General features: G+C 43.8%; 14 protein-coding genes and 1 pseudogene. 9 read left to right on the forward strand and 6 right to left on the reverse strand.

Annotated elements, in window-relative coordinates; translation table 11 throughout:
* Positions 1–11 precede the first annotated feature (11 nt).
* From BCT34_RS10575 to BCT34_RS10590, 4 genes are all read right to left on the reverse strand, one after another.
* Positions 12–3,089 (reverse strand): efflux RND transporter permease subunit, encoded by a 3,078-nt coding sequence (locus tag BCT34_RS10575; RefSeq protein ID WP_076655241.1) that lies wholly within the window; start codon positions 3,087–3,089, stop codon positions 12–14.
* Complete coding sequence (locus tag BCT34_RS10580; protein ID WP_076655243.1) at positions 3,076–4,389, reverse strand: efflux RND transporter periplasmic adaptor subunit; 1,314 nt, start codon at positions 4,387–4,389, stop codon at positions 3,076–3,078. The genes BCT34_RS10575 and BCT34_RS10580 overlap by 14 nt, the downstream gene beginning before the upstream one ends.
* Before the next feature lie 193 nt (positions 4,390–4,582).
* Complete coding sequence (locus BCT34_RS10585) at positions 4,583–5,776, reverse strand: outer membrane protein transport protein (RefSeq protein ID WP_076655246.1); 1,194 nt, start codon at positions 5,774–5,776, stop codon at positions 4,583–4,585.
* A complete protein-coding gene (locus tag BCT34_RS10590; RefSeq protein WP_076655249.1) occupies positions 5,766–8,030 on the reverse strand; it encodes a lipase in 2,265 nt (754 codons plus the stop codon). The genes BCT34_RS10585 and BCT34_RS10590 overlap by 11 nt, the downstream gene beginning before the upstream one ends.
* A gap of 357 nt (positions 8,031–8,387) precedes the next feature.
* On the opposite strand from BCT34_RS10590, the pseudogene BCT34_RS10595 reads away from it, so the two are divergent.
* From BCT34_RS10595 to dcuC, 3 genes and pseudogenes are all read left to right on the forward strand, one after another.
* Positions 8,388–9,093, forward strand: a pseudogene (locus BCT34_RS10595) (winged helix-turn-helix domain-containing protein).
* A complete protein-coding gene (locus BCT34_RS10600; protein ID WP_076655252.1) occupies positions 9,086–9,592 on the forward strand; it encodes a hypothetical protein in 507 nt (168 codons plus the stop codon). The pseudogene BCT34_RS10595 and the gene BCT34_RS10600 overlap by 8 nt, the downstream one beginning before the upstream one ends.
* Before the next feature lie 410 nt (positions 9,593–10,002).
* Entirely contained in the window at positions 10,003–11,370 is a 1,368-nt protein-coding gene (gene dcuC / locus BCT34_RS10605; RefSeq protein ID WP_076655254.1) for an anaerobic C4-dicarboxylate transporter DcuC, read from the forward strand.
* Between the two features lie 189 nt (positions 11,371–11,559).
* Here the strand turns inward: dcuC and BCT34_RS10610 are convergent, their stop codons facing one another.
* Both BCT34_RS10610 and narQ read right to left on the reverse strand, forming a co-directional pair.
* Positions 11,560–12,192 (reverse strand): response regulator, encoded by a 633-nt coding sequence (locus tag BCT34_RS10610; protein ID WP_076651604.1) that lies wholly within the window; start codon positions 12,190–12,192, stop codon positions 11,560–11,562.
* A complete protein-coding gene (narQ, locus tag BCT34_RS10615) occupies positions 12,179–13,909 on the reverse strand; it encodes a nitrate/nitrite two-component system sensor histidine kinase NarQ (protein WP_076651603.1) in 1,731 nt (576 codons plus the stop codon). Before narQ ends, BCT34_RS10610 begins: the two co-directional genes overlap by 14 nt.
* 253 nt (positions 13,910–14,162) lie before the next feature.
* On the opposite strand from narQ, the gene napF reads away from it, so the two are divergent.
* From napF to BCT34_RS10645, 6 genes are all read left to right on the forward strand, one after another.
* Positions 14,163–14,642, forward strand: a complete 480-nt coding sequence (gene napF, locus BCT34_RS10620; RefSeq protein WP_076651602.1) for a ferredoxin-type protein NapF — start codon at positions 14,163–14,165, stop codon at positions 14,640–14,642.
* A 23-nt stretch (positions 14,643–14,665) separates the two neighbouring features.
* Positions 14,666–14,971, forward strand: coding sequence for a chaperone NapD (locus tag BCT34_RS10625; protein ID WP_019824440.1), 306 nt, complete (start codon positions 14,666–14,668; stop codon positions 14,969–14,971).
* Positions 14,968–17,457: a periplasmic nitrate reductase subunit alpha gene (napA, locus tag BCT34_RS10630; RefSeq protein ID WP_076651601.1), complete on the forward strand. Its 2,490-nt coding sequence runs from the start codon at positions 14,968–14,970 to the stop codon at positions 17,455–17,457. Before BCT34_RS10625 ends, napA begins: the two co-directional genes overlap by 4 nt.
* Before the next feature lie 125 nt (positions 17,458–17,582).
* Positions 17,583–18,038 carry a nitrate reductase cytochrome c-type subunit gene (locus BCT34_RS10635; protein WP_010430099.1) on the forward strand — a complete coding sequence of 152 codons (456 nt, stop codon included), beginning with the start codon at positions 17,583–17,585 and terminating at the stop codon, positions 18,036–18,038.
* A 29-nt stretch (positions 18,039–18,067) separates the two neighbouring features.
* A complete protein-coding gene (locus tag BCT34_RS10640) occupies positions 18,068–18,649 on the forward strand; it encodes a NapC/NirT family cytochrome c (RefSeq protein ID WP_009845456.1) in 582 nt (193 codons plus the stop codon).
* An 11-nt stretch (positions 18,650–18,660) separates the two neighbouring features.
* Positions 18,661–18,798: a TIGR02808 family protein gene (locus BCT34_RS10645; protein WP_010430103.1), complete on the forward strand. Its 138-nt coding sequence runs from the start codon at positions 18,661–18,663 to the stop codon at positions 18,796–18,798.
* Positions 18,799–18,807: the final 9 nt, after the last annotated feature.

Raw genomic sequence — 18,807 nt, forward strand, 5'->3', positions numbered from 1 at the left:
AAAGCATAACTCTAAGCTGTTTTGGTTCTTAACCGAGTCAGCACATCCATTTGCTTTAAATTCGCCATTCCAACGTAAGCAACTGGCACTAAGAACAGTGAAAAGAAGGTTCCGGCTGTTAAACCTCCGACTAACACCAAACCAATATTAATTCGCCCTAATGATCCCGGGCCATCCGCCAGTGCCAATGGTAATGAGCCGAGGATCATCGTCAATGACGTCATCAAAATGGGGCGCAATCTTGAACGCGCACTACTGATCGCTGCTTCCTTCGCACTTGCACCAGTTTTACGTCTCTCGTTGGCAAACTCCACCAGCAGGATGCCGTGTTTAGTGACAAGACCCACTAAAGTCAGTAAACCAATTTTTGAGTAAATATTGAGGCTTTGCCCGAATACTGAAAGCGTCAAGATTGCACCTACAATACACAATGGAACCGTCAGCAAGATGATCATCGGGTCGACAAAGCTTTCAAACTGCGCGGCCAAAATCAAGAAGATGAAAATCAATGCCAATACGAACAACACTTGTGCGCCCGCGGTCGAGTCAACGAGGTCTTTAACTATGCCGTTGAACTCGTAGCTCTGAGCAGGTTTCAATAAGCTTGGTACCGTGTCATCAATGTAGGCCTTCACATCGCTCGCGGTATATCCGGGCATTAAGTCTGCCGTGATTTCAGCGCTGTCTTTACCCATGAACGTCTTGAAGTTAGATTCCGATGTCACCTGTTTGATTGATACAAATTGAGACAAAGGAAGCCTTTGACCCGACTGTGAATCCACATACAACTTATCGAGCACCTTGAAATCTCCAAGGTCACTTCGGTTTACTTGAACTTGAATTGGGTAGGTATAACCGTCGTCTGCTTGCAAATCTGCCGCTTTAACAGAACCAAGGAACGTCGATAACGCATTGGTGACGTTACCGTAATCAACGCCAGACAAGACTATCGCATTACGGTCAATCGACAAATCATAACGTAACTGGTCACGCAACATCGAGTTCTTAATGTTGGTCACGCCTTCGTAATCTTCAAGCGCCTTAACGACTTCGCTCGCGGTTTCAGACAACACAGTGGTATCGCGGTTAACCGTGGTTAATTCAAGAATCATGTTAGTAGCAATGTTCAAGTTATCTGCTGAGCGAACCTTGAAAGACATGCCGTAAGCAGAGACCGAACTTTGCGCTTTTGCGATAAACTCGTTCACCAATTCATCGGCTGACTTGTCACGTTCGCCCCATGGTTTCAATAGAACGTGGTTAGTTGGTGTGCCTTCGATATACGACAAATTCGCTTCTACTGAACTATCACCTTTAAACACACTGTTAAGCTGTTCGTTGTTATCTAGATGGTATTGACGCCCAACCCCAGTTGGAGGCGTGGAAGTCACTTCAACAAACCCTGTATCTTCCGTTGGAAGTAACACTTGAGGCATTTTCCAAACCGCAAAAGCAGATAAAGCGATCAGCACTAAAGCAATGCCGCTCATCAGAGCTTTGCGATCAAACCATTTACCTAGCTCTTCAGTATATAAATCCGATAAGACATTCAGTTTCGCATCAATCTTTTGGTACCACTTCGCAGGACTCGATACTGGCTTCATTAAATAAGCGCTCATCATCGGCGAAAGTGTTAACGCCACAAAACCAGAAATAATGACGGCAGCTGCAAGCGTAAACGCAAACTGCCTGAATAGATCCGCGGTTAAGCCTGCCATCAAACCGATGGGTAAGTAAACAACGGCCAAAGTCAGTGTCATCGCTATCACTGGAAAGACAATCTCTCGACACCCTTTAATTGCTGCGTTAAACGGCGTTTCACCTTCTTCGATATGACGGTAGCAGTTTTCAGCCACAACAATCGCATCATCAACCACCAAGCCAATGGCGAGAATGATAGCCAGAATCGTCAGCACGTTGATGCTAAACCCAAGCAAATGCATGACGGCAAATACGCCGATCACACACACGGGAATAGTGATGATCGGGATGGAAGCAACTCGAAAAGAGCCAAGGAACAGAACCACAACCGCTGAAACCAACACAATCGCTTCAACCAACGTCATGAAGCCTTCATCAATTGCGGTTTTAATGAAATCTGCTTGGTTGTAAACCATCTTCATCTCAATGCCTTCTGGCAACTGAGGTTGAATCACATCGATCTGTTTCTTAACTTTATTAGCAACGGTGACTGGGTTTTCACTTTTCAGCGGCAACACTTGGATCGACATCGCTAGGTTGTCGTCTACACGTAGAATACTCGGCGTAAGACTCTCCTCACCCATTTTGACTTCGGCAATATCACCAATACGAATGATCTTGCCGTTATCAACACGGACTACCAAGTCTCGTACATCATCAACGCTGGTCACTTGGTTTACTGGGTTGATGGAAAAATCTCTTACCTGCCCCTTGATAGTACCCGCGGTAAATGTCGCGTTGTATGAGCTTAATGTTCCAACCACATCGGATGCACTCATATTGAGCGCCATCATTCGATCAGGTTGCAACCAAACACGCACCGCTTTTTCGCTGCCACCATATGGCCCCCAAATACCTCCCACACCTTGGATATGTTTAAATTGAGGTACGACTTGCTGGCTAATGTAATCGTACATATCTTGCTTAGACATCTTGCCAGTGTTCACAAACGTGATGATGTTACTCGGCATACTGGTGTCAGAAGAGTCGTCTGTTACCGTTGGCTTATCCGTCATACTCGGCGGGAAATCACCAATCGCTTCGACACTGCTGCGCAGGTTGTTCATCAAGCTGGTGTATTCGACGTCATTAATGTCATCTTCAAAAATGATTTTGAGATTACATGTGCCTTCCTGACAGTCCGTGGTCATGGTTTTCACGCTATCGAGGCCAGTTGCAGCGGTAATTAGCTTTTCTGCCACATTGCGTGACATGAACTCAGCACTGGCTCCATTGATCGCGGCAGTTACTGTTGCTGAAGGTGTCTTATGTTCTGGAAAGTACTGGATTGAGAGCTTTTGAAACGACAAAAGCCCAAGCAAAACAATGGTGATGCTCAGAACCGAGGCAAACACAGGATGCTTGATACAAATCTCAGGAAGCTTCATTCAGATTCTCCTTCGCTACAGCTTCCTTGCTTGATGTTTCCTTGCTTAATGTTTCTTTGCTGTGAGTTTCCTTGTTTTGGGTTTCGCTCGATGATTGCTCAAAAGTAGCGCTAGTCTCTGCTTGCTCGCTGTTTTCGTTAACCGCTTCGTCTACACCTTTCGATGCTTCCGTCCAATCAACCGAAGGCTCAACCGGATGCGGCTCATCCAACTCAATGTTCCTTTTCTCAGTCGGTTCCTTTACTAACTCAACGGTTTTCTGCTCAGCATCTGGATTCATCACCTTGACTAACGACGCTTTCTTGAGGTTCTGTTGTCCCGTCACCACGACGTCATCACCAAGCTTCAAGCCTTTTTCTACAACAACGTAACCGTCGTTAGTATTCACGCCCAGTTCAACGAAACGTTGCTCGATCTTTTCACCATTCACCACCCAAACAAAGCGCTCTGCATCTTTGGCTTGAACGGAGTTTTGAGAAACCACCATCTGTGTTGAGTCTTCGCTCGTCATCTGACTCACCTTGGCAAACATACCCGGTACTAAGCGATGTTCTGGGTTGGTCACGTGCGCGTGCACCTCTACTCGGCCCGAGCTCTCGTCTACCGCTGGTGCGATATAATCCACCACGCCAGAAAACGCTTCATCGACAAAGGCATCAACTTGGATGGACACATTCTGCCCAAGCTTTGCGTGCCCTAAATCCGACTGTCCAATGGAATACTGAACTTCTACAGGATCGAGCTTGATCAGGCTGACCAACGCGGTTGCACTATCAATCTTACTGCCCACTGAGTGGGTGAAGTTGGTTAACTGCCCATCAAATGGCGCGACCAATAAATAATCATTCATCAACGCTTCTTTCTGGCGGAAATCAGCAGCGGCCAGATTCGCTTGTTCTCCCAGCTCTTCCACATCTTGCTGCGACATAGAGTCAGGCTGTTTTTTTAGTAGTTCTTGTACTCGCTTTAGTTTTGATTTCGCAAGTGCTAGAGAGCTTCTTGCTTTGTCTAAATCGGCTTTCGCTTTGGTATTGTCCAGTTGAGCGATCAGTTCGCCTTTTTCAACTGAATCTCCATCTTTGAAATGGATGTTGAGAATTTTTTCGGAGGCACTAAATGTCAATGCAGCAGAATCCGTTGCCCTGATTTTGCCAACCTCGTTGATTGAAGAAGTGAAGGCTTGTTTGTGAGCTTTTTCGATAGTCACAGGAATCAAGCTTGAGTCTTGGGCAAATGATGGAGAGATATGCAAGGCAAACAGTGCCAAGCAGATTGTTTTACTAAGCTTTGTAAATTTCATTTTTAATAACCATAACCGTTGAATTCGTCTGAATTAAAACGTTTTTCTAAGCAGCTATTTCTTACTTAATGAGCTTCCAGCTATTTAAATAATGCTAAAACAGCTAATAATGAGAAAGGGCTCAACTCACTGTCGAGCCCTACAAGTTGTATATGATTCCTAAATTTTTACGTTCTGAACTCCAAAGTAAAAGTTAAAAACGATGTTGATACTGAACACCGAGCAAGAGAGCATCGGCAGTCACATCAGCAGTTATATTGGAACTCGTTCCGGGGATCGTCGTCAGGCTTTCGTCAATATCTTGTGATTCTCCGATGATAAATCCGATACCAACATCCACAGAGCTGGCCGCTGTGAAGTGATATGTGCCTCCAACGGTGAGCCAATGACGGTTAACATCGGGAATTGATAATGATGTGAGTTCGTCAGTTGGGGAAATGTCGTACATGTAACCCGCTCGTAGAACGATGTCTTTGGACATGGTGTAGGTACCACCAACAGAAACATGCCCAGCATCTCTCCATTGATACTCTTTGATTGAATCGTCATAAGAGTCAGACGTTAGCGAGTCAAATTCAGACCAGTTCACCCATTGCAGACTGTAGTGAAAAGCCCATTGTTCGTTGAGTTGGTGCCATCCGGAAAACTCAAGCGTGTCGGGTAATGGAACATTCATCTTGTCGGCAGGGACACCACCTCTGGCAATGTCACCCTCCACTTCGATATCTGGGCTGTAACGGTAAGTAATACCAAACTTGTTATGTTCATTGACTTGATAAGTCGCACCAACATTTGCCCCCAAACCGAAGCCGTCTGCATCGACGTTTAGCAAGTTTTGACGGTAGATTTCACCTTCACCATAAATAACGTCAAGCCCCGCGCCTAAATTGATTTTTTCAGACAGCTCGTAAGCCACAGCGAAGCCAACATTGATACTCGAAAGCGCCGTTTTGCCTCCAAACTCATCCGCTTCGAACGAGTTATCAAATTCGACGTCAGTACCGAAATTAGAATGGACCGTTGCGCCCAGTGTGAACTTAGAACCTTCGATTGGATGAACGTAATGGATATTCGGAACTAATGTCCCTGCGTCTAATGATTGGTCATCTAACATTCTTGTATCACCAACCATCGGCGTATAACTAACACTAGACACATCAATACCACTATCGATATAGATAACGCCGATAGAGAGTGTTGGTTGGTCGATGTAAGCCATCGCAGCACTATTCTTCGCAACAATTGCAGCGCTGTCTGCCATCACAGCATCACCGGCGAATGCGCGACCTAACCCTGTTGCTGATTGTGCATTAAGTTGAAAGCCAGCTGCATTAGTCAGGCAAGGAACAAGAGCAGCGGCAGTGCCCAGTAAGAGTTTATTCTTCATCTTGAGGCACCTCTGTTTCGATATGATCTTCGTTGTTGATTACGACGATTGAGCCGTCACTCATTACCATGGAAGCAACGGCAACTTGCTGAGTGCCCACAGCTTCACGCACGTCTGACATGTTTTCACCCGGCGAACCAGGTAAGCCATTCTCATCAACGGGGCCTTCATAAGGGAACAAATACGTGCCGTGGCCACCTGTTGTGGTTCTTACGGCTCCACGCTTAACGTTTGTATTTTCCGAAGTGCCTGTGATTGGGTCCAATCCAAGAGCTCTAATAAGCGGCTCTGTACCGGTGCGAATGTTATCTGGTGCCGTATTCGGGACTACGCTATCAGGGACATAATCAACACCAACGTCACAGGTTTCGCCGCAATCTCCAACAGCGGCTAGCAATAGAGTCGGCTGCTCAGCCGTAACTTGACGAGATGTAAAGCTAGCTGGGTCGGCACTATCAATTGTTGCTTGAACCCCTTGTTTAAGATCGGTAACAACTAAATCGAAGATGTCATTCTCCAACTGACTCACAAGTAGCGCGTTATCAGATGAAAGTTCGACAAACTCTCTCAGTGCTTCAATACATTGTTGGTTCGTTGCTTCTGCTGTACATGTACTAGGTATTACAGTTTCAGCAATACCGCGCTGAACATCTGGAGACTTCTTAACCCCTTCAGACATTTCAGGACCTAAGGTTTGAGAAGACAAAACCAAGTTGGTTAACCCCTGCCCCGGGACAACAAAGTTAACCGTATTGAATTCAAAATTAGAATTAGTATCCGAGTGGAAATTAGGACTTGCTTGGCTAAACTCACTCACCATCACCGACATGATTCCACCCAACGATTGGCCGATTAAGTGAACGTCATCTTTTTTAACCCAATCTTCTTGGCTTAACGCGTAACGGAGACCTAAGAAATCAGACACTGATTGTTGCAGGTTAGATCGTAGTGCTAAAGGCGAATCGATATTGATGAAAAACGCTTTGTTTGCGCTTGCACTGATTTCTACTCCTGTTTCTTCACCATCATCGTCAGGGTCTGTGTTGTCATACCGCTTTCTTTCTCCGTGATATGGCATATCGATCGCAACCACGGCGTAACCTTTTTTTGTATACTCGGCAGCCATCAATGAAGCAGTACCGCGCTCCGCTGTAACACCGTGGATAAATATTGCTGTTGGGAACCCTACTGAGGAATCTTTTGGCCTTGGAAAGGCCTCGAAATTAGGCAAATAAATATCCGCCGTTATTTCGAGAAATTCTATAACCTTTGGTTCTGGCATTTCTGCGGTTGGGAAGCCACCTTCAGTATTGGTAATCCATTCATAAAGTGGCGGGCAGTTTTCTTTGGGGTCAAACTCATCGATGATGCACTCAGATTCTCGAGCTTGAGTAAAAGGTAGATAAGACGGTATTCTTAACTTCTTAGAGTATTGGCTGTAATCACTATTAAACTCACGAACCTTTTCATAACCATCTAAAAATTTAGTTCGGAAATTTACGTGATTATTTCTCATCGCATCAAGAGGAGAATAAGCACTCTGAGTTTTAAATTGCGCTGCATATACAGGAGTACCGTTCTCTGGATATAGAGAATTATATGAATCAATTGCGTTTAATACTTGCTGTTGAAGGACTTCTTCTTTTTCACTTTCTAATGGAACGTCTGAATTAATCAATTTATCAAAGCTAGCATCGGCTTTTAAAGGTTCACTAAATTCAGTTTTAACTCCATTCGTTACTACAATCGAATAAGTGCGTTCTTCAACTAAGCCTGATTCACATTGAATTGTAATGTAGGAACCATCAGCGGATATTTGAGTACTTACTTCCTCACCTGTCACATCATCGATTAATACAACATTCCCCGTTAAGGTTTCGTTATTCAATGGGTAACGTTTGTCAGAATTAACACTTTGTAGCGGAATTAAGATCGGTTCTGCACAAAGCCCCCAGCCGTCTAGGGCTGCGTATGAGTTATTGTAGTCCTGATAATAAGTATCATTCTTCGATGACATGGTCACAGCGTCTTCACCGACACCAGATATTGTTCCATCCTCATCATAGCCGTAACCATCATTCGGTTTTGGTAGCTCATTAGTGTTGTAGGGAACCAATACCGAAACGGGGGCTTGGGTCGAGTCTTCAGACTGACAGCCAAGTAAGGCAAGCGTAATTAGTCCACATATATATGGCTTATTGAAATCTTTCAAAACAGCTCCTTCGTAGCTTTCGCATTTAACTGGTGTGGTCATGCGATTTATCGTTATTAACGTTGCCGATTAAGTCGGAGGTAAACTCGACTTTTATTCGCAGAGAGCAAGGCAACACAGAGTTGAAATGACACGTTGATAAAACTACGTAAGAAATTTGAGCAATTAACCCACACCCACTAAATCAGCGTCATCCGCTAATGATCCAATAGCGACTAACGGCAAGCACCTGAAACCACATTAAACAACCTAAAAAAGGTATATAAGGAATTCTAATTGGCTTAATAATCCAATTTAATTCATACACTTAAATATCAAAGACGAAGAAGTCAGTAAGTTTATGTTTATCGTAATATTTGTTATATTTAGGTTAGAACGCTTATAACAATGAGAGCCCAGATGTCTGCTGAATTTATTATCAATGATGATATACAGGTCAATTTAGAAGAGAGTGAAATCCATCACTTTAAGACGGGGCGCACGTACCCAATAGGTTCTAATGAATCAGAACTGCTTAAGTTTTTTATCTCGAGACCCAATGAGGTGATCACTCGCCAAGTTCTTATTGAACAAGTGTGGGTATCTAAAGGTATATACGTTGAAGATGGCAGCTTAATGCAAACCATCTCGATTTGCCGAAAAGCGTTAGAAGATAAGAGCGGGATGATTATCGTCACTGAGCGCGGTAAAGGCTACCGATTTGCAGGACAAGTAACACAAGACAAAGAACGTGCGCTGCGCCAAATTCAATCACGACCAAAACAAGAAACGCAACATCCTCAAGATAGCAAAACGAAAGAAACCCCAACAACCGAACCAACGGCCGCTACGAAAAAAAACAAACCGTGTTTTAGCTCTGGTTGCATTATTTGTGGTGACTGCAGGTTTATCCCATTATTTATTCTCTTATTTAAATAGAAATAGCCTAGGCGAAGATCTTGCGGGTCAGCACTTTATCTCTTGTAAAATCGAATCCAACGAATTCACCTTTAATGAGTTATTCAACGTAACGCTGTACGAATATAAGGGGCGAAAAATTATCATCGATAATTCAGGAAAATCTCTGAGCTTCCCTGCCGAATTTAAAGGAGTTACTTGTGAGTAATAATACGAACACAGTGATTTTTGTGGTAGCGCTTGGATTATTAGTCGGCTGGCTTTCTACCTTTATTCCTAAATCACACCTTGAAGGCCACTATTTAGCCAATACAGCATCGGTTATTAACCCGCCAAAGGATTTGATTCACAATCAATCTTCCATAAATATCGAATTTAAGAAGAACAACAGTTATGACTTATTGTACGTATCGACCAAGCAAGTCGGGTTTACGTCATCTGGGTCTTACTCTGTCACGCAACACGATATCTCACTGGATGAAAACCAACACCAACAAATTATCCCGAATCGCGAGTTGTCGTTTTACGAGAAGGTGATGATAAGTGAGGGCTCTACATTATCGTCTGACGCCATGCCTTACATTCCGTTAAATCGAGAAGAGTTTTTACTTGTGACGCGCTATGGGATGATTCACTTTTGTAAGAAAGTAGCCTGTTCTGAGTTGCCAACCTACTCAAATGATATGCCTGAGGTTGATATAAACTAACCTAACCCATCATTTTAGTGCCTACTTATGTTTAACGCTGACTTAAGCGAGATAAGTAGGCGCTAAAAGCTAATATTTTCACTTCTTTACTTCGATAAATACCCACTTCGTTACAAGTATTCTTCCAACGTATAAAAAACAAGCACGATTTATAAAACAAAACCTTTATATGCAACTGCAACAGTTAAAGGTGATCCAAGTTATATTCTGAAGAGCTACAAAATTTGTTTATTAACATCTAAACAACAGTAGTTAATCACGATTTATAACCACAATTAACATCGAAAAAAATGTTTGTCTTAGATCATATCAACCTCAACTATGCCTCGTGCCACAGTGCAGTTTTCTGTACATTCACTGTCATATTCTGAAACACTTTCTTATATTTTTTAAACTTTGTGGAGATTTCTATGTTAGAGCTCTTGATCGGATTAGTGATTACTATCGCTGTTGGTTACTTTATTGTGAAAGGCTATAAAGCGGCTGGTGTATTACTAACTGCTGGCCTTGCCCTACTTCTTATTACTGGCCTTATTGGTCACACAGTCTTACCAGCTAAAATCGCTTCAACAGGTAACATGGTTACCGACTCTCTAGAATTTGTTAAGTACATGCTTCAGTACCGTGGGGGCGGCCTAGGCATGCAAATCATGCTTCTTTGTGGTTTTGCTTCTTACATGACGCACATTGGCGCTAACAATGTAGTAGTAAAACAGTTCTCTAAACCGCTTGCTGCTATCAAATCCCCATACATACTTCTTGTTGCGGCTTACATCGTAGCGTGTCTAATGTCTTTAGCAGTAAGTTCTGCAACAGGCCTTGGTGTGCTGTTAATGGCAACCCTATTCCCAATGATGACGGCAATGGGTATTTCTCGCCCAGCGGCAGTTGCAGTTTGTGCATCACCTGCAGCCATCATTCTTTCGCCAACCTCTGGTGATGTGGTTATAGCAGCAGAAAAATCAGGCATGTCTCTTGATGTGTTTGCCGTTCAAACGGTACTGCCTGTTTCTATTTGTGCAATCATCGTAATGGCTGGTGCGGCTTTCTTCTGGAACAAATACCTAGATAAGAAAGAAAATACACCAATGGAAAAAGTGGATGTTTCAGAAATCGAAACAACAGCACCGGCTTTCTATGCTGCACTGCCTTTCCTACCTATCATTGGCGTTTTCCTATTCAACGGTCGTACGATTCCAGGGCTTTCACTTGATATCTACACCATCGTAGTTGGCTCTATCTTCGTGGGTGCGGTTATCGATTACGTTGTTAAGAAGTTTGACGGTGAGAAAACGTTAGAAGACTTAGACTCTTGCTACCAAGGTATGGCTGATGCATTTAAAGGCGTTGTAATGCTGTTGGTTGCTGCTGGTGTGTTTGCTCAAGGTCTGATGTCTATCGGTGCAATTGATAACCTAATCGGTCTTGCTGAATCGGCAGGCGCAGGTGGTATCGCGTTAATGCTTATCCTGACAGGTCTAACAGTTGCTGCAGCTATCGCGACAGGTTCTGGTAACGCTCCGTTCTATGCATTCGTAGAACTGGCTCCATCTCTTGCTGCGAAGATGGGTTTGAACCCTGCGTTCCTAATCATCCCAATGCTTCAAGCATCGAACCTAGGTCGTACTATCTCACCAGTATCTGGCGTAATCGTAGCGACATCTGGCATGGGTAAGATCAGTCCGTTTGAAGTTGTTAAACGTACTTCTGTACCAGTAATCTGTGGTCTTATCACGGTTATCTTCGGTACGCTTGTATTGGTTCCAATGGCAGCTTAAGCCTCTAGTTTCCTTTTCAAGGAATTAAGAACATACGAACAGCCATACAAATATAAAATGCTTAAACAAAAAGGCGCTGAACTTACTAAGTTCAGCGCCTTTTTAATATCAATTTCTCAATATCGTTAAACTATCAAGACATGTATAAACCGTAAGGCTTGAAATAGTGTTATCTCAAAGGAACAAGCCCTACTTCATTTCACCATAGCGTTCTAGATACAGAACCGTTGCTGCAGTACGTGAAGGCACTTGTAGCTTCTTCAGCAAGCTTTTCATATGTACCTTAACTGTCGATTCAGAAATAAACAGATGATCGGCGATCTGCTTGTTACGGTAACCTTTCGCGACTTCTTGAAGGATTTGCATTTCACGTTCAGTCAGCTGGTCGAAAATGTCATTGCGGCTACCCGCGTCATTTAAGTAACGAGCAACCACGCTGCTGTAGGCTTTATCGCCGTTGTGCGCTTGCTTCAACAATTCGATAAGTTCATCGGGTTCCGTGTCTTTTAACAAGTAGCCATCAGCGCCCGCTTTTACGATCGCTTCGATGTCAGCAGGGCTATCAGAAACCGTTAGAATAACGATGTTAGCGCTTGAACCATCAGTGCGAAGTGCTTGTAGTGTGTCCAGTCCAGACATGCCTTTCATATTAAGATCCAATAGGATCAAATCAGGTTCTTCTTCGTGGGCAAGAGCGACCGCTTCAGTGCCGTTACTTGCTTCTGCAATCACTTCGAATTCATCTTCAAAGCTCAGTAATTGGCTTATACCTCTGCGCATCAATGGATGATCATCAACCAGCATTACTTTACAAATCGTCAACTTTAACTTCCTTCAAACTTTTATATTTCAATATGACTGTACAGCCTTCACCTTGAGCCGCTTCAATCGTTAAGTCGCCATTCAGTCTTGCCGCACGCTCCTGCATAATGCTCATCCCGTAGTGGTTCATCTTCGAACTACTTGGATCAAAGCCATCTCCATTATCTTTAATCACGACTAATACTTCACCGTCCTCATCGATACAGCATACATCTATCAAGTCGGCATTGGCGTGTTTTATTGCATTTATTGTTGCTTCACGAATCAACTGAAGCAAGTGAACCTGACTGTGTGCATCAAGCTCAATAGATGAAAGATTATTGGTTAGCTTAATCTTCGCATCTGTTCTTTCACTGAGCTGTTCAAGCATGGTGCTCAAAGCATCTCCAAAGTTGCCCTCTTTTATGGTCAACCTAAATGTAGTGAGCAGCTCTCGTAATTGAGTATAGGCATCAGCTAAACCGTTGCCGATTTCCGACGCAATTTGTTCAGACTGCTCTCGGTGCTGCTGTTCCGGCAATTTGCCAATAACACGCTTCAACAACGTTACTTGGATTTTCAAGTACGACAGCGATTGAGCCAGTGAATCATGCAGTTCACGCGCAATTGTTGCACGCTCTTCCATAATAATAAGCTGCTCGGCTTTCTTTTGTGCTCGATTATAATAGATAGCGCGTGATAAGAGTTGGATAAAACTCTCAATAAGCGTCTTGGTTGAATGACCATGATGATATGAACAATATAAATAGCCTAAGATAAGCTCATTATCATCCAACTTCATTTCAAATTTTTCATAATCCAAGTTCGAATCATACCCTTCGTCCATAATCAATGAGCGACCCGAACTATCGACTATCTCAAGCCTTAAAGACTCGATCCCTTCTAAGCTGACTAAGTGCTGCAGAATGGCTCGGAAATTTTCTGGGGCGATACGTGTTACGGTCAGCTCTTGTGAAGAGTGATAAAGCGCCTGCAAAGATTGGTTAGCATTTTGCAGCTCTACCGTCTTAGCGTCCACGACAGACTCCAAGTTTCTATAAAGCACACCCAAATCTTTAGCCATCGAGTTAAACGTTTTAGTCAGAATGCCCAGTTCGTTGTTGTTGGTAACCTTTAACTCCACTTCAAAGTCACTGTTTTTGATTCGCTGACTGGCTCCAACGAGCGCATGTAGCGGCTTAACAACTTGTTTACGTACAAAGTGAACAACAAAAAGAGATATGACCAGAATTCCACCGAGGCCGATACCACCAGCCCACGCCAACTTTATTAGCTTGTCTTCAGAGAACTCTTGCAGTTTATAAACAAAGCCATCGATTTCAGCCACAAAGTTTTCAACCAGCACGAGATAGTGGTCGCGTTCTTCGCTATTCAAGACCTGTTTCAGTTCATGCCAGCGGCCAATAATCAGGTAGTAGTCTTGTGTAATGTCAGCTGGAACATTCCAACTGACTAAGTTGGTCATCGAAGGAGAATAAAGCGAACTTTCGAATTCACGAATATGAGAATCATAATCGACGGATTCTATTTGAATATCATGGGCTAAACGGTAGCTCTGCATACGCATTGAACCAGCTACGTTAACCGCTTCCGCATCATTCAAACTAGAAGCTAAAGTAAAGATGGCAAAACCTGTCGTAGCAACCGACAACAGCAGTATAGAAAGTAAGGATTTAGCTATCGTACTTGTTACAGATGAAACCGGTTTAATAAGCAAAAGTGCCTTCCTATTGATAAATGACTTGCCAGCAATAATGTATTGTCACACATCAAAAATCATAGCTCCATTCAATATGTGATCACTCGCTCCGTAATTTATTGATCTATGACAATATATGCCCCCAATTAGCCCTAAGGGGGTATTTATACAATTGTTTCTAAAACTACACTACTTATGAGGACAAATTACAAGATATTAATGGAATAATGGCCTACAATTACAACATCTTAGCAACATCTATGGGTATCTAGTGGTCGATCTATCAAAACGCCGTCTGTTTTCAAGACGAAAAGTTGATTCAAGCCAGATTCGTTTGCCTTGGATTGAAAACCTAGAAAGCTTTGCAGATGACTGTACTCGCTGCGGTAAATGCATTGAGAATTGTGAGACTAAGATAATCATAGCTGGCGATGGTGGGTTTCCTACTGTCGACTTTTCTATCGATGAATGTACTTTCTGCTACCAATGTGCAGATGTTTGTCCTGAACCTATTTTTAAGCCAAAGCAAGGAGAGCCTTGGCAAGCTAAAGCGCAGATCTCTGATAAGTGCTTAGCTCAGCAAAATGTTGAATGCCGAAGCTGTGGTGACATGTGTGAACCTATGGCCATTCAATTTCAACTTAGAGCAGGCAGTGTTGCTCTACCAAAAATCAAGTTAGATGAGTGTAGCGGTTGTGGAGCCTGCGTAGCAGTTTGCCCTACTTCAGCTATTCTTGTGAGTAATGCATAAAACAAAAATAACGAGAGCAATTTATGGCACTAAATGAAGTGCATATATCAAGTTTAGTCGTGCATGTGAGCCCAGAGCATCTAGACGAGATCAAAGCACAAATCGAGCAATTCGATAATGCAGAGATTTACGGCAGTAGCCCGGAAGGCAAAATCATAGTGGTCCTAGAAACCGAAAACCAAGGTTTTGTAACGGATACCATTGAAGAAATTAATAATATTACGAACGTTTTAGGGACAGCTTTGGTTTACCACCAAATCGAAACTGGACTGGACGAAACGGATTTAGAAACTGGAAGCAACAATTCTCAACTTGAGGGTGAAGTATGAAAATGACAAGACGTGCGTTTGTGAAAGCAAACGCAGCTGCATCAGCGGCAGCCGTTGCAGGTGTAACTCTACCGGCAACAGCAACCAACCTGATCGCTAGCTCTGATCAAACAAAAATCACGTGGGATAAAGCGCCTTGTCGTTTTTGTGGTACGGGCTGTTCGGTACTAGTAGGTACTCAAAACGGTAAAGTGGTTGCGACTCAAGGCGACCCGGAAGCACCTGTAAACAAAGGCCTAAACTGTATTAAAGGCTACTTCCTTTCAAAAATCATGTACGGTAAAGACCGTCTTGAGACGCCTCTACTTCGTATGAAAGATGGTGAGTTCCATAAAGATGGTGACTTCGCACCAGTATCATGGGACAAAGCTTTCGACGTAATGGCTGAGAAATGGAAAGCTGCACTGAAGAAGAACGGTCCAACAGGTATTGGTATGTTCGGTTCTGGCCAATGGACGGTTATGGAAGGCTACGCAGCCGTTAAGATGATGAAAGCGGGTTTCCGTTCAAACAACATCGATCCAAACGCTCGTCACTGTATGGCTTCAGCGGTAGGCGCATTCATGCGTACTTTCGGTATCGATGAGCCAATGGGTTGTTACGATGACTTTGAACACGCAGACGCATTCGTACTGTGGGGTTCAAACATGGCAGAGATGCACCCAGTACTATGGACTCGTATTACAGACCGTCGTCTAAGCCACCCACATGTTAGAGTAAACGTACTGTCTACTTACTACCACCGTTCTTTCGAGCTTGCTGACACTGGTTACATCTTCAACCCTCAGTCTGACCTTGCAATTGCGAACTTCGTAGCAAACTACATCATTCAAAACGATGCGGTTAACTGGGACTTCGTGAACAAGCACACGAACTTCAAGCAAGCAACAACAGACATCGGTTACGGCCTTCGTGACGATGATCCACTACAGAAAGCTGCTGCGAACCCTAACTCAGGCGCAATGACTGACATTAGCTTCGAAGATTACAAAGCGTCTGTTGCTGAATACACGGTTGAGAAAGCGTCTGAAATGTCAGGTGTATCTCAAGACGACCTGATCAAGCTAGCTAAGCAATACGCGGATCCAAACATCAAAGTAATGTCACTTTGGACTATGGGTATGAACCAACATACTCGTGGCGTTTGGATGAACAGCCTTGTGTACAACATCCACCTTCTTACAGGTAAGATTTCTACTCCGGGTAACAGCCCATTCTCACTCACTGGCCAACCATCTGCGTGTGGTACAGCTCGTGAAGTTGGTACGTTCTCTCACCGTCTACCTGCAGATATGGTGGTTGCTAACCCTAAACACCGTCAGATCTCAGAAAAAATCTGGAAACTTCCAGAAGGCACTCTAAATGGCAAGCCTGGCGCTCACGCCGTTGTTCAAGACCGTATGCTTAAAGACGGCAAGATCAACGCTTACTGGGTAATGTGTAACAACAACATGCAAGCTGGTCCAAACATCAACACTGAACGTTTGCCAGGTTACCGTAACCCTGACAACTTCATTGTTGTTTCAGACCCATACCCTACCGCTACCGCGCAAGCAGCAGACCTTATCCTTCCAACAGCAATGTGGATCGAAAAAGAGGGTGCTTACGGTAACGCTGAGCGTCGTACACAAGCATGGTACCAACAAGTTAAAACCGTTGGTGATGCTAAGTCTGATTTATGGCAAATCATGGAGTTCTCTAAACGCTTCACAGTTGAAGAAGTTTGGGGCGAAGAGCTTCTTGCTAAAGCGCCTGAGTACCGTGGTAAAACCATGTACGACGTGCTTTACAAAAACGGTAACGTTGATGCATTCCCACTGTCTGAAGCTCAAGAGCTTAACGACGATGCACAAGCACAAGGTTTCTACGTACAAAAAGGTCTATTCGAAGAATACGCAGCCTTTGGTCGCGGCCATGGTCACGATTTAGCACCATACGACACTTACCACAAAGTACGCGGTCTACGTTGGCCTGTTGTTGATGGTAAAGAAACGCTATGGCGCTTTAAAGAAGGTTCAGATCCATACGCTAAGAAAGGTTCTGACTGGGACTTCTACGGTAAGCCAGATGGTAAAGCACTGATCATCAATGCGCCATACGAAGCGCCACCAGAAGTACCAAACGATGAGTACGATATGTGGCTATGTACCGGTCGTGTTCTTGAGCACTGGCACACAGGTACTATGACTCGTCGTGTACCAGAACTTTACAAAGCAGTACCGGATGCACTTTGTTACATCCACCCTGCTGATGCTAAAGCTCGTGGCCTTCGCCGTGGTGATGAAGTTCTTATCGAAAACAAACGTGGTGAAGTACGCGTTCGTGTTGAAACTCGTGGCCGTAACCGTCCACCACAAGGCTTGGTATTCGTACCATTCTTTGATGCAAGAATTCTGATCAACAAGTTGATCTTGGATGCAACGGATCCTCTGTCTAAGCAGACGGATTACAAGAAGTGTCCAGTTAAGATCACTAAGGTTTCTTAAGCGCCAAGTGCTTTTAGAACCTAGATACAAGATCTAACGTATTTAATATTGCGACTACTTTTTTCGTTACTTTTTGAAAGAAGTAGTCCACTCAAAGAATTAGCCTTTAGGCGGAGAAATTAACCATGAAAAAACTGATTACTGCCCTACTATCAGCTGGTCTTTTGCTAGCTGGTGCAGCTCAAGCTGAGCTAGATAACCCAGGCGGCATTGGTGGCGTAGAATCTCTACGTGGTGCAAGTGAACTTGAAGCGACTCGCGCAGCAGATGACTTCAAAAAGTTCCCTCGTGACCAAGTACTTGAGAGCGACTACGTATACCAACCACCTCTAGTGCCTCATACTATTCGTAGCTATGAAGTTTCTCTTAACGCTAACAAGTGTCTTTCTTGCCACAGCTGGAAAAACGCAAAAGAAATGGGTGCTACTAAAGTGAGTGTTACTCACTACATGAACCGTGAAGATGCGGTACTTGCAGACGTATCACCTCGTCGTTACTTCTGTCTACAGTGTCACGTACCTCAAGCTAATGCTAAGCCACTAGTTGAGAACGAGTTCAAACCTGTAGATTCACTGCGTTAATCGTAGCCGGACTGTAAGAGAGGCTATATATGATAAAATTACTTAAAGCGTTTTGGAAAAGACTCGCGACACCAAGTAAAGCAGCCGTAGGCGTTGTTTTGTTCTTGGGTTTCTCGGGTGGTCTTTTGTTCTGGGGTGCATTCAACACAGGTATGGAGGCAACCAACACGGAAGAGTTCTGTTCTGGCTGTCACGCACCTATCGTTGCTGAAATCCAAGAGACAATTCACTACTCTAACCGCTCTGGTGTTCGTGCTATCTGTTCAGATTGTCACGTACCTCATGAATGGACAGATAAAATTGTTCGTAAGGTTCAAGCATCTAAAGAGCTATATGCACACTTTATTGCGAAAACCATCAATACTGAAGAAAAGTTCAAAGCACGTCGTGCTCACCTAGCGGAACGCGAATGGGCTCGACTGAAAAAGAACGATTCACTTGAGTGTCGTAACTGTCACCAGTTCGATTACATGGACTTCTCAGAGCAGAGCCCTCGTAGTGCGAAACAACACTCGACTGCGCTAGCTTCTGGTGAAAAAACGTGTGTAGACTGTCACAAAGGTATTGCACACAAACTACCAGACATGCACGGCGTTGAAGGCTGGCAATAAGGAGCAATTGAATGAGTACTTTAGAAAGCGTAATTTGGCACATCCTAGGTTACAGCGCTATGCCAGTTATCATTCTTGGCGGCTTCGCAGGTGTTGCAGCCGTATCTCTTTGGATTTTATCTATGGGTAAAGACAAAGAAATCGACTAGAGTCGAAAC

The organism is Vibrio sp. 10N.261.45.E2 (assembly GCF_002875705.1).
GTDB lineage: Bacteria > Pseudomonadota > Gammaproteobacteria > Enterobacterales > Vibrionaceae > Vibrio.

Coding starts and splice junctions, on each gene's coding strand:
- BCT34_RS10575 (WP_076655241.1), bottom strand. CDS start 3,089: ATGAAGCTTCCTGAGATTTGTATCAAGCATCCTGTGTTTGCCTCGGTT.
- BCT34_RS10580 (WP_076655243.1), bottom strand. CDS start 4,389: ATGAAATTTACAAAGCTTAGTAAAACAATCTGCTTGGCACTGTTTGCC.
- BCT34_RS10585 (WP_076655246.1), bottom strand. CDS start 5,776: ATGAAGAATAAACTCTTACTGGGCACTGCCGCTGCTCTTGTTCCTTGC.
- BCT34_RS10590 (WP_076655249.1), bottom strand. CDS start 8,030: ATGACCACACCAGTTAAATGCGAAAGCTACGAAGGAGCTGTTTTGAAA.
- dcuC (WP_076655254.1), top strand. CDS start 10,003: ATGTTAGAGCTCTTGATCGGATTAGTGATTACTATCGCTGTTGGTTAC.
- BCT34_RS10625 (WP_019824440.1), top strand. CDS start 14,666: ATGGCACTAAATGAAGTGCATATATCAAGTTTAGTCGTGCATGTGAGC.
- napA (WP_076651601.1), top strand. CDS start 14,968: ATGAAAATGACAAGACGTGCGTTTGTGAAAGCAAACGCAGCTGCATCA.
- BCT34_RS10635 (WP_010430099.1), top strand. CDS start 17,583: ATGAAAAAACTGATTACTGCCCTACTATCAGCTGGTCTTTTGCTAGCT.
- BCT34_RS10640 (WP_009845456.1), top strand. CDS start 18,068: ATGATAAAATTACTTAAAGCGTTTTGGAAAAGACTCGCGACACCAAGT.
- BCT34_RS10645 (WP_010430103.1), top strand. CDS start 18,661: ATGAGTACTTTAGAAAGCGTAATTTGGCACATCCTAGGTTACAGCGCT.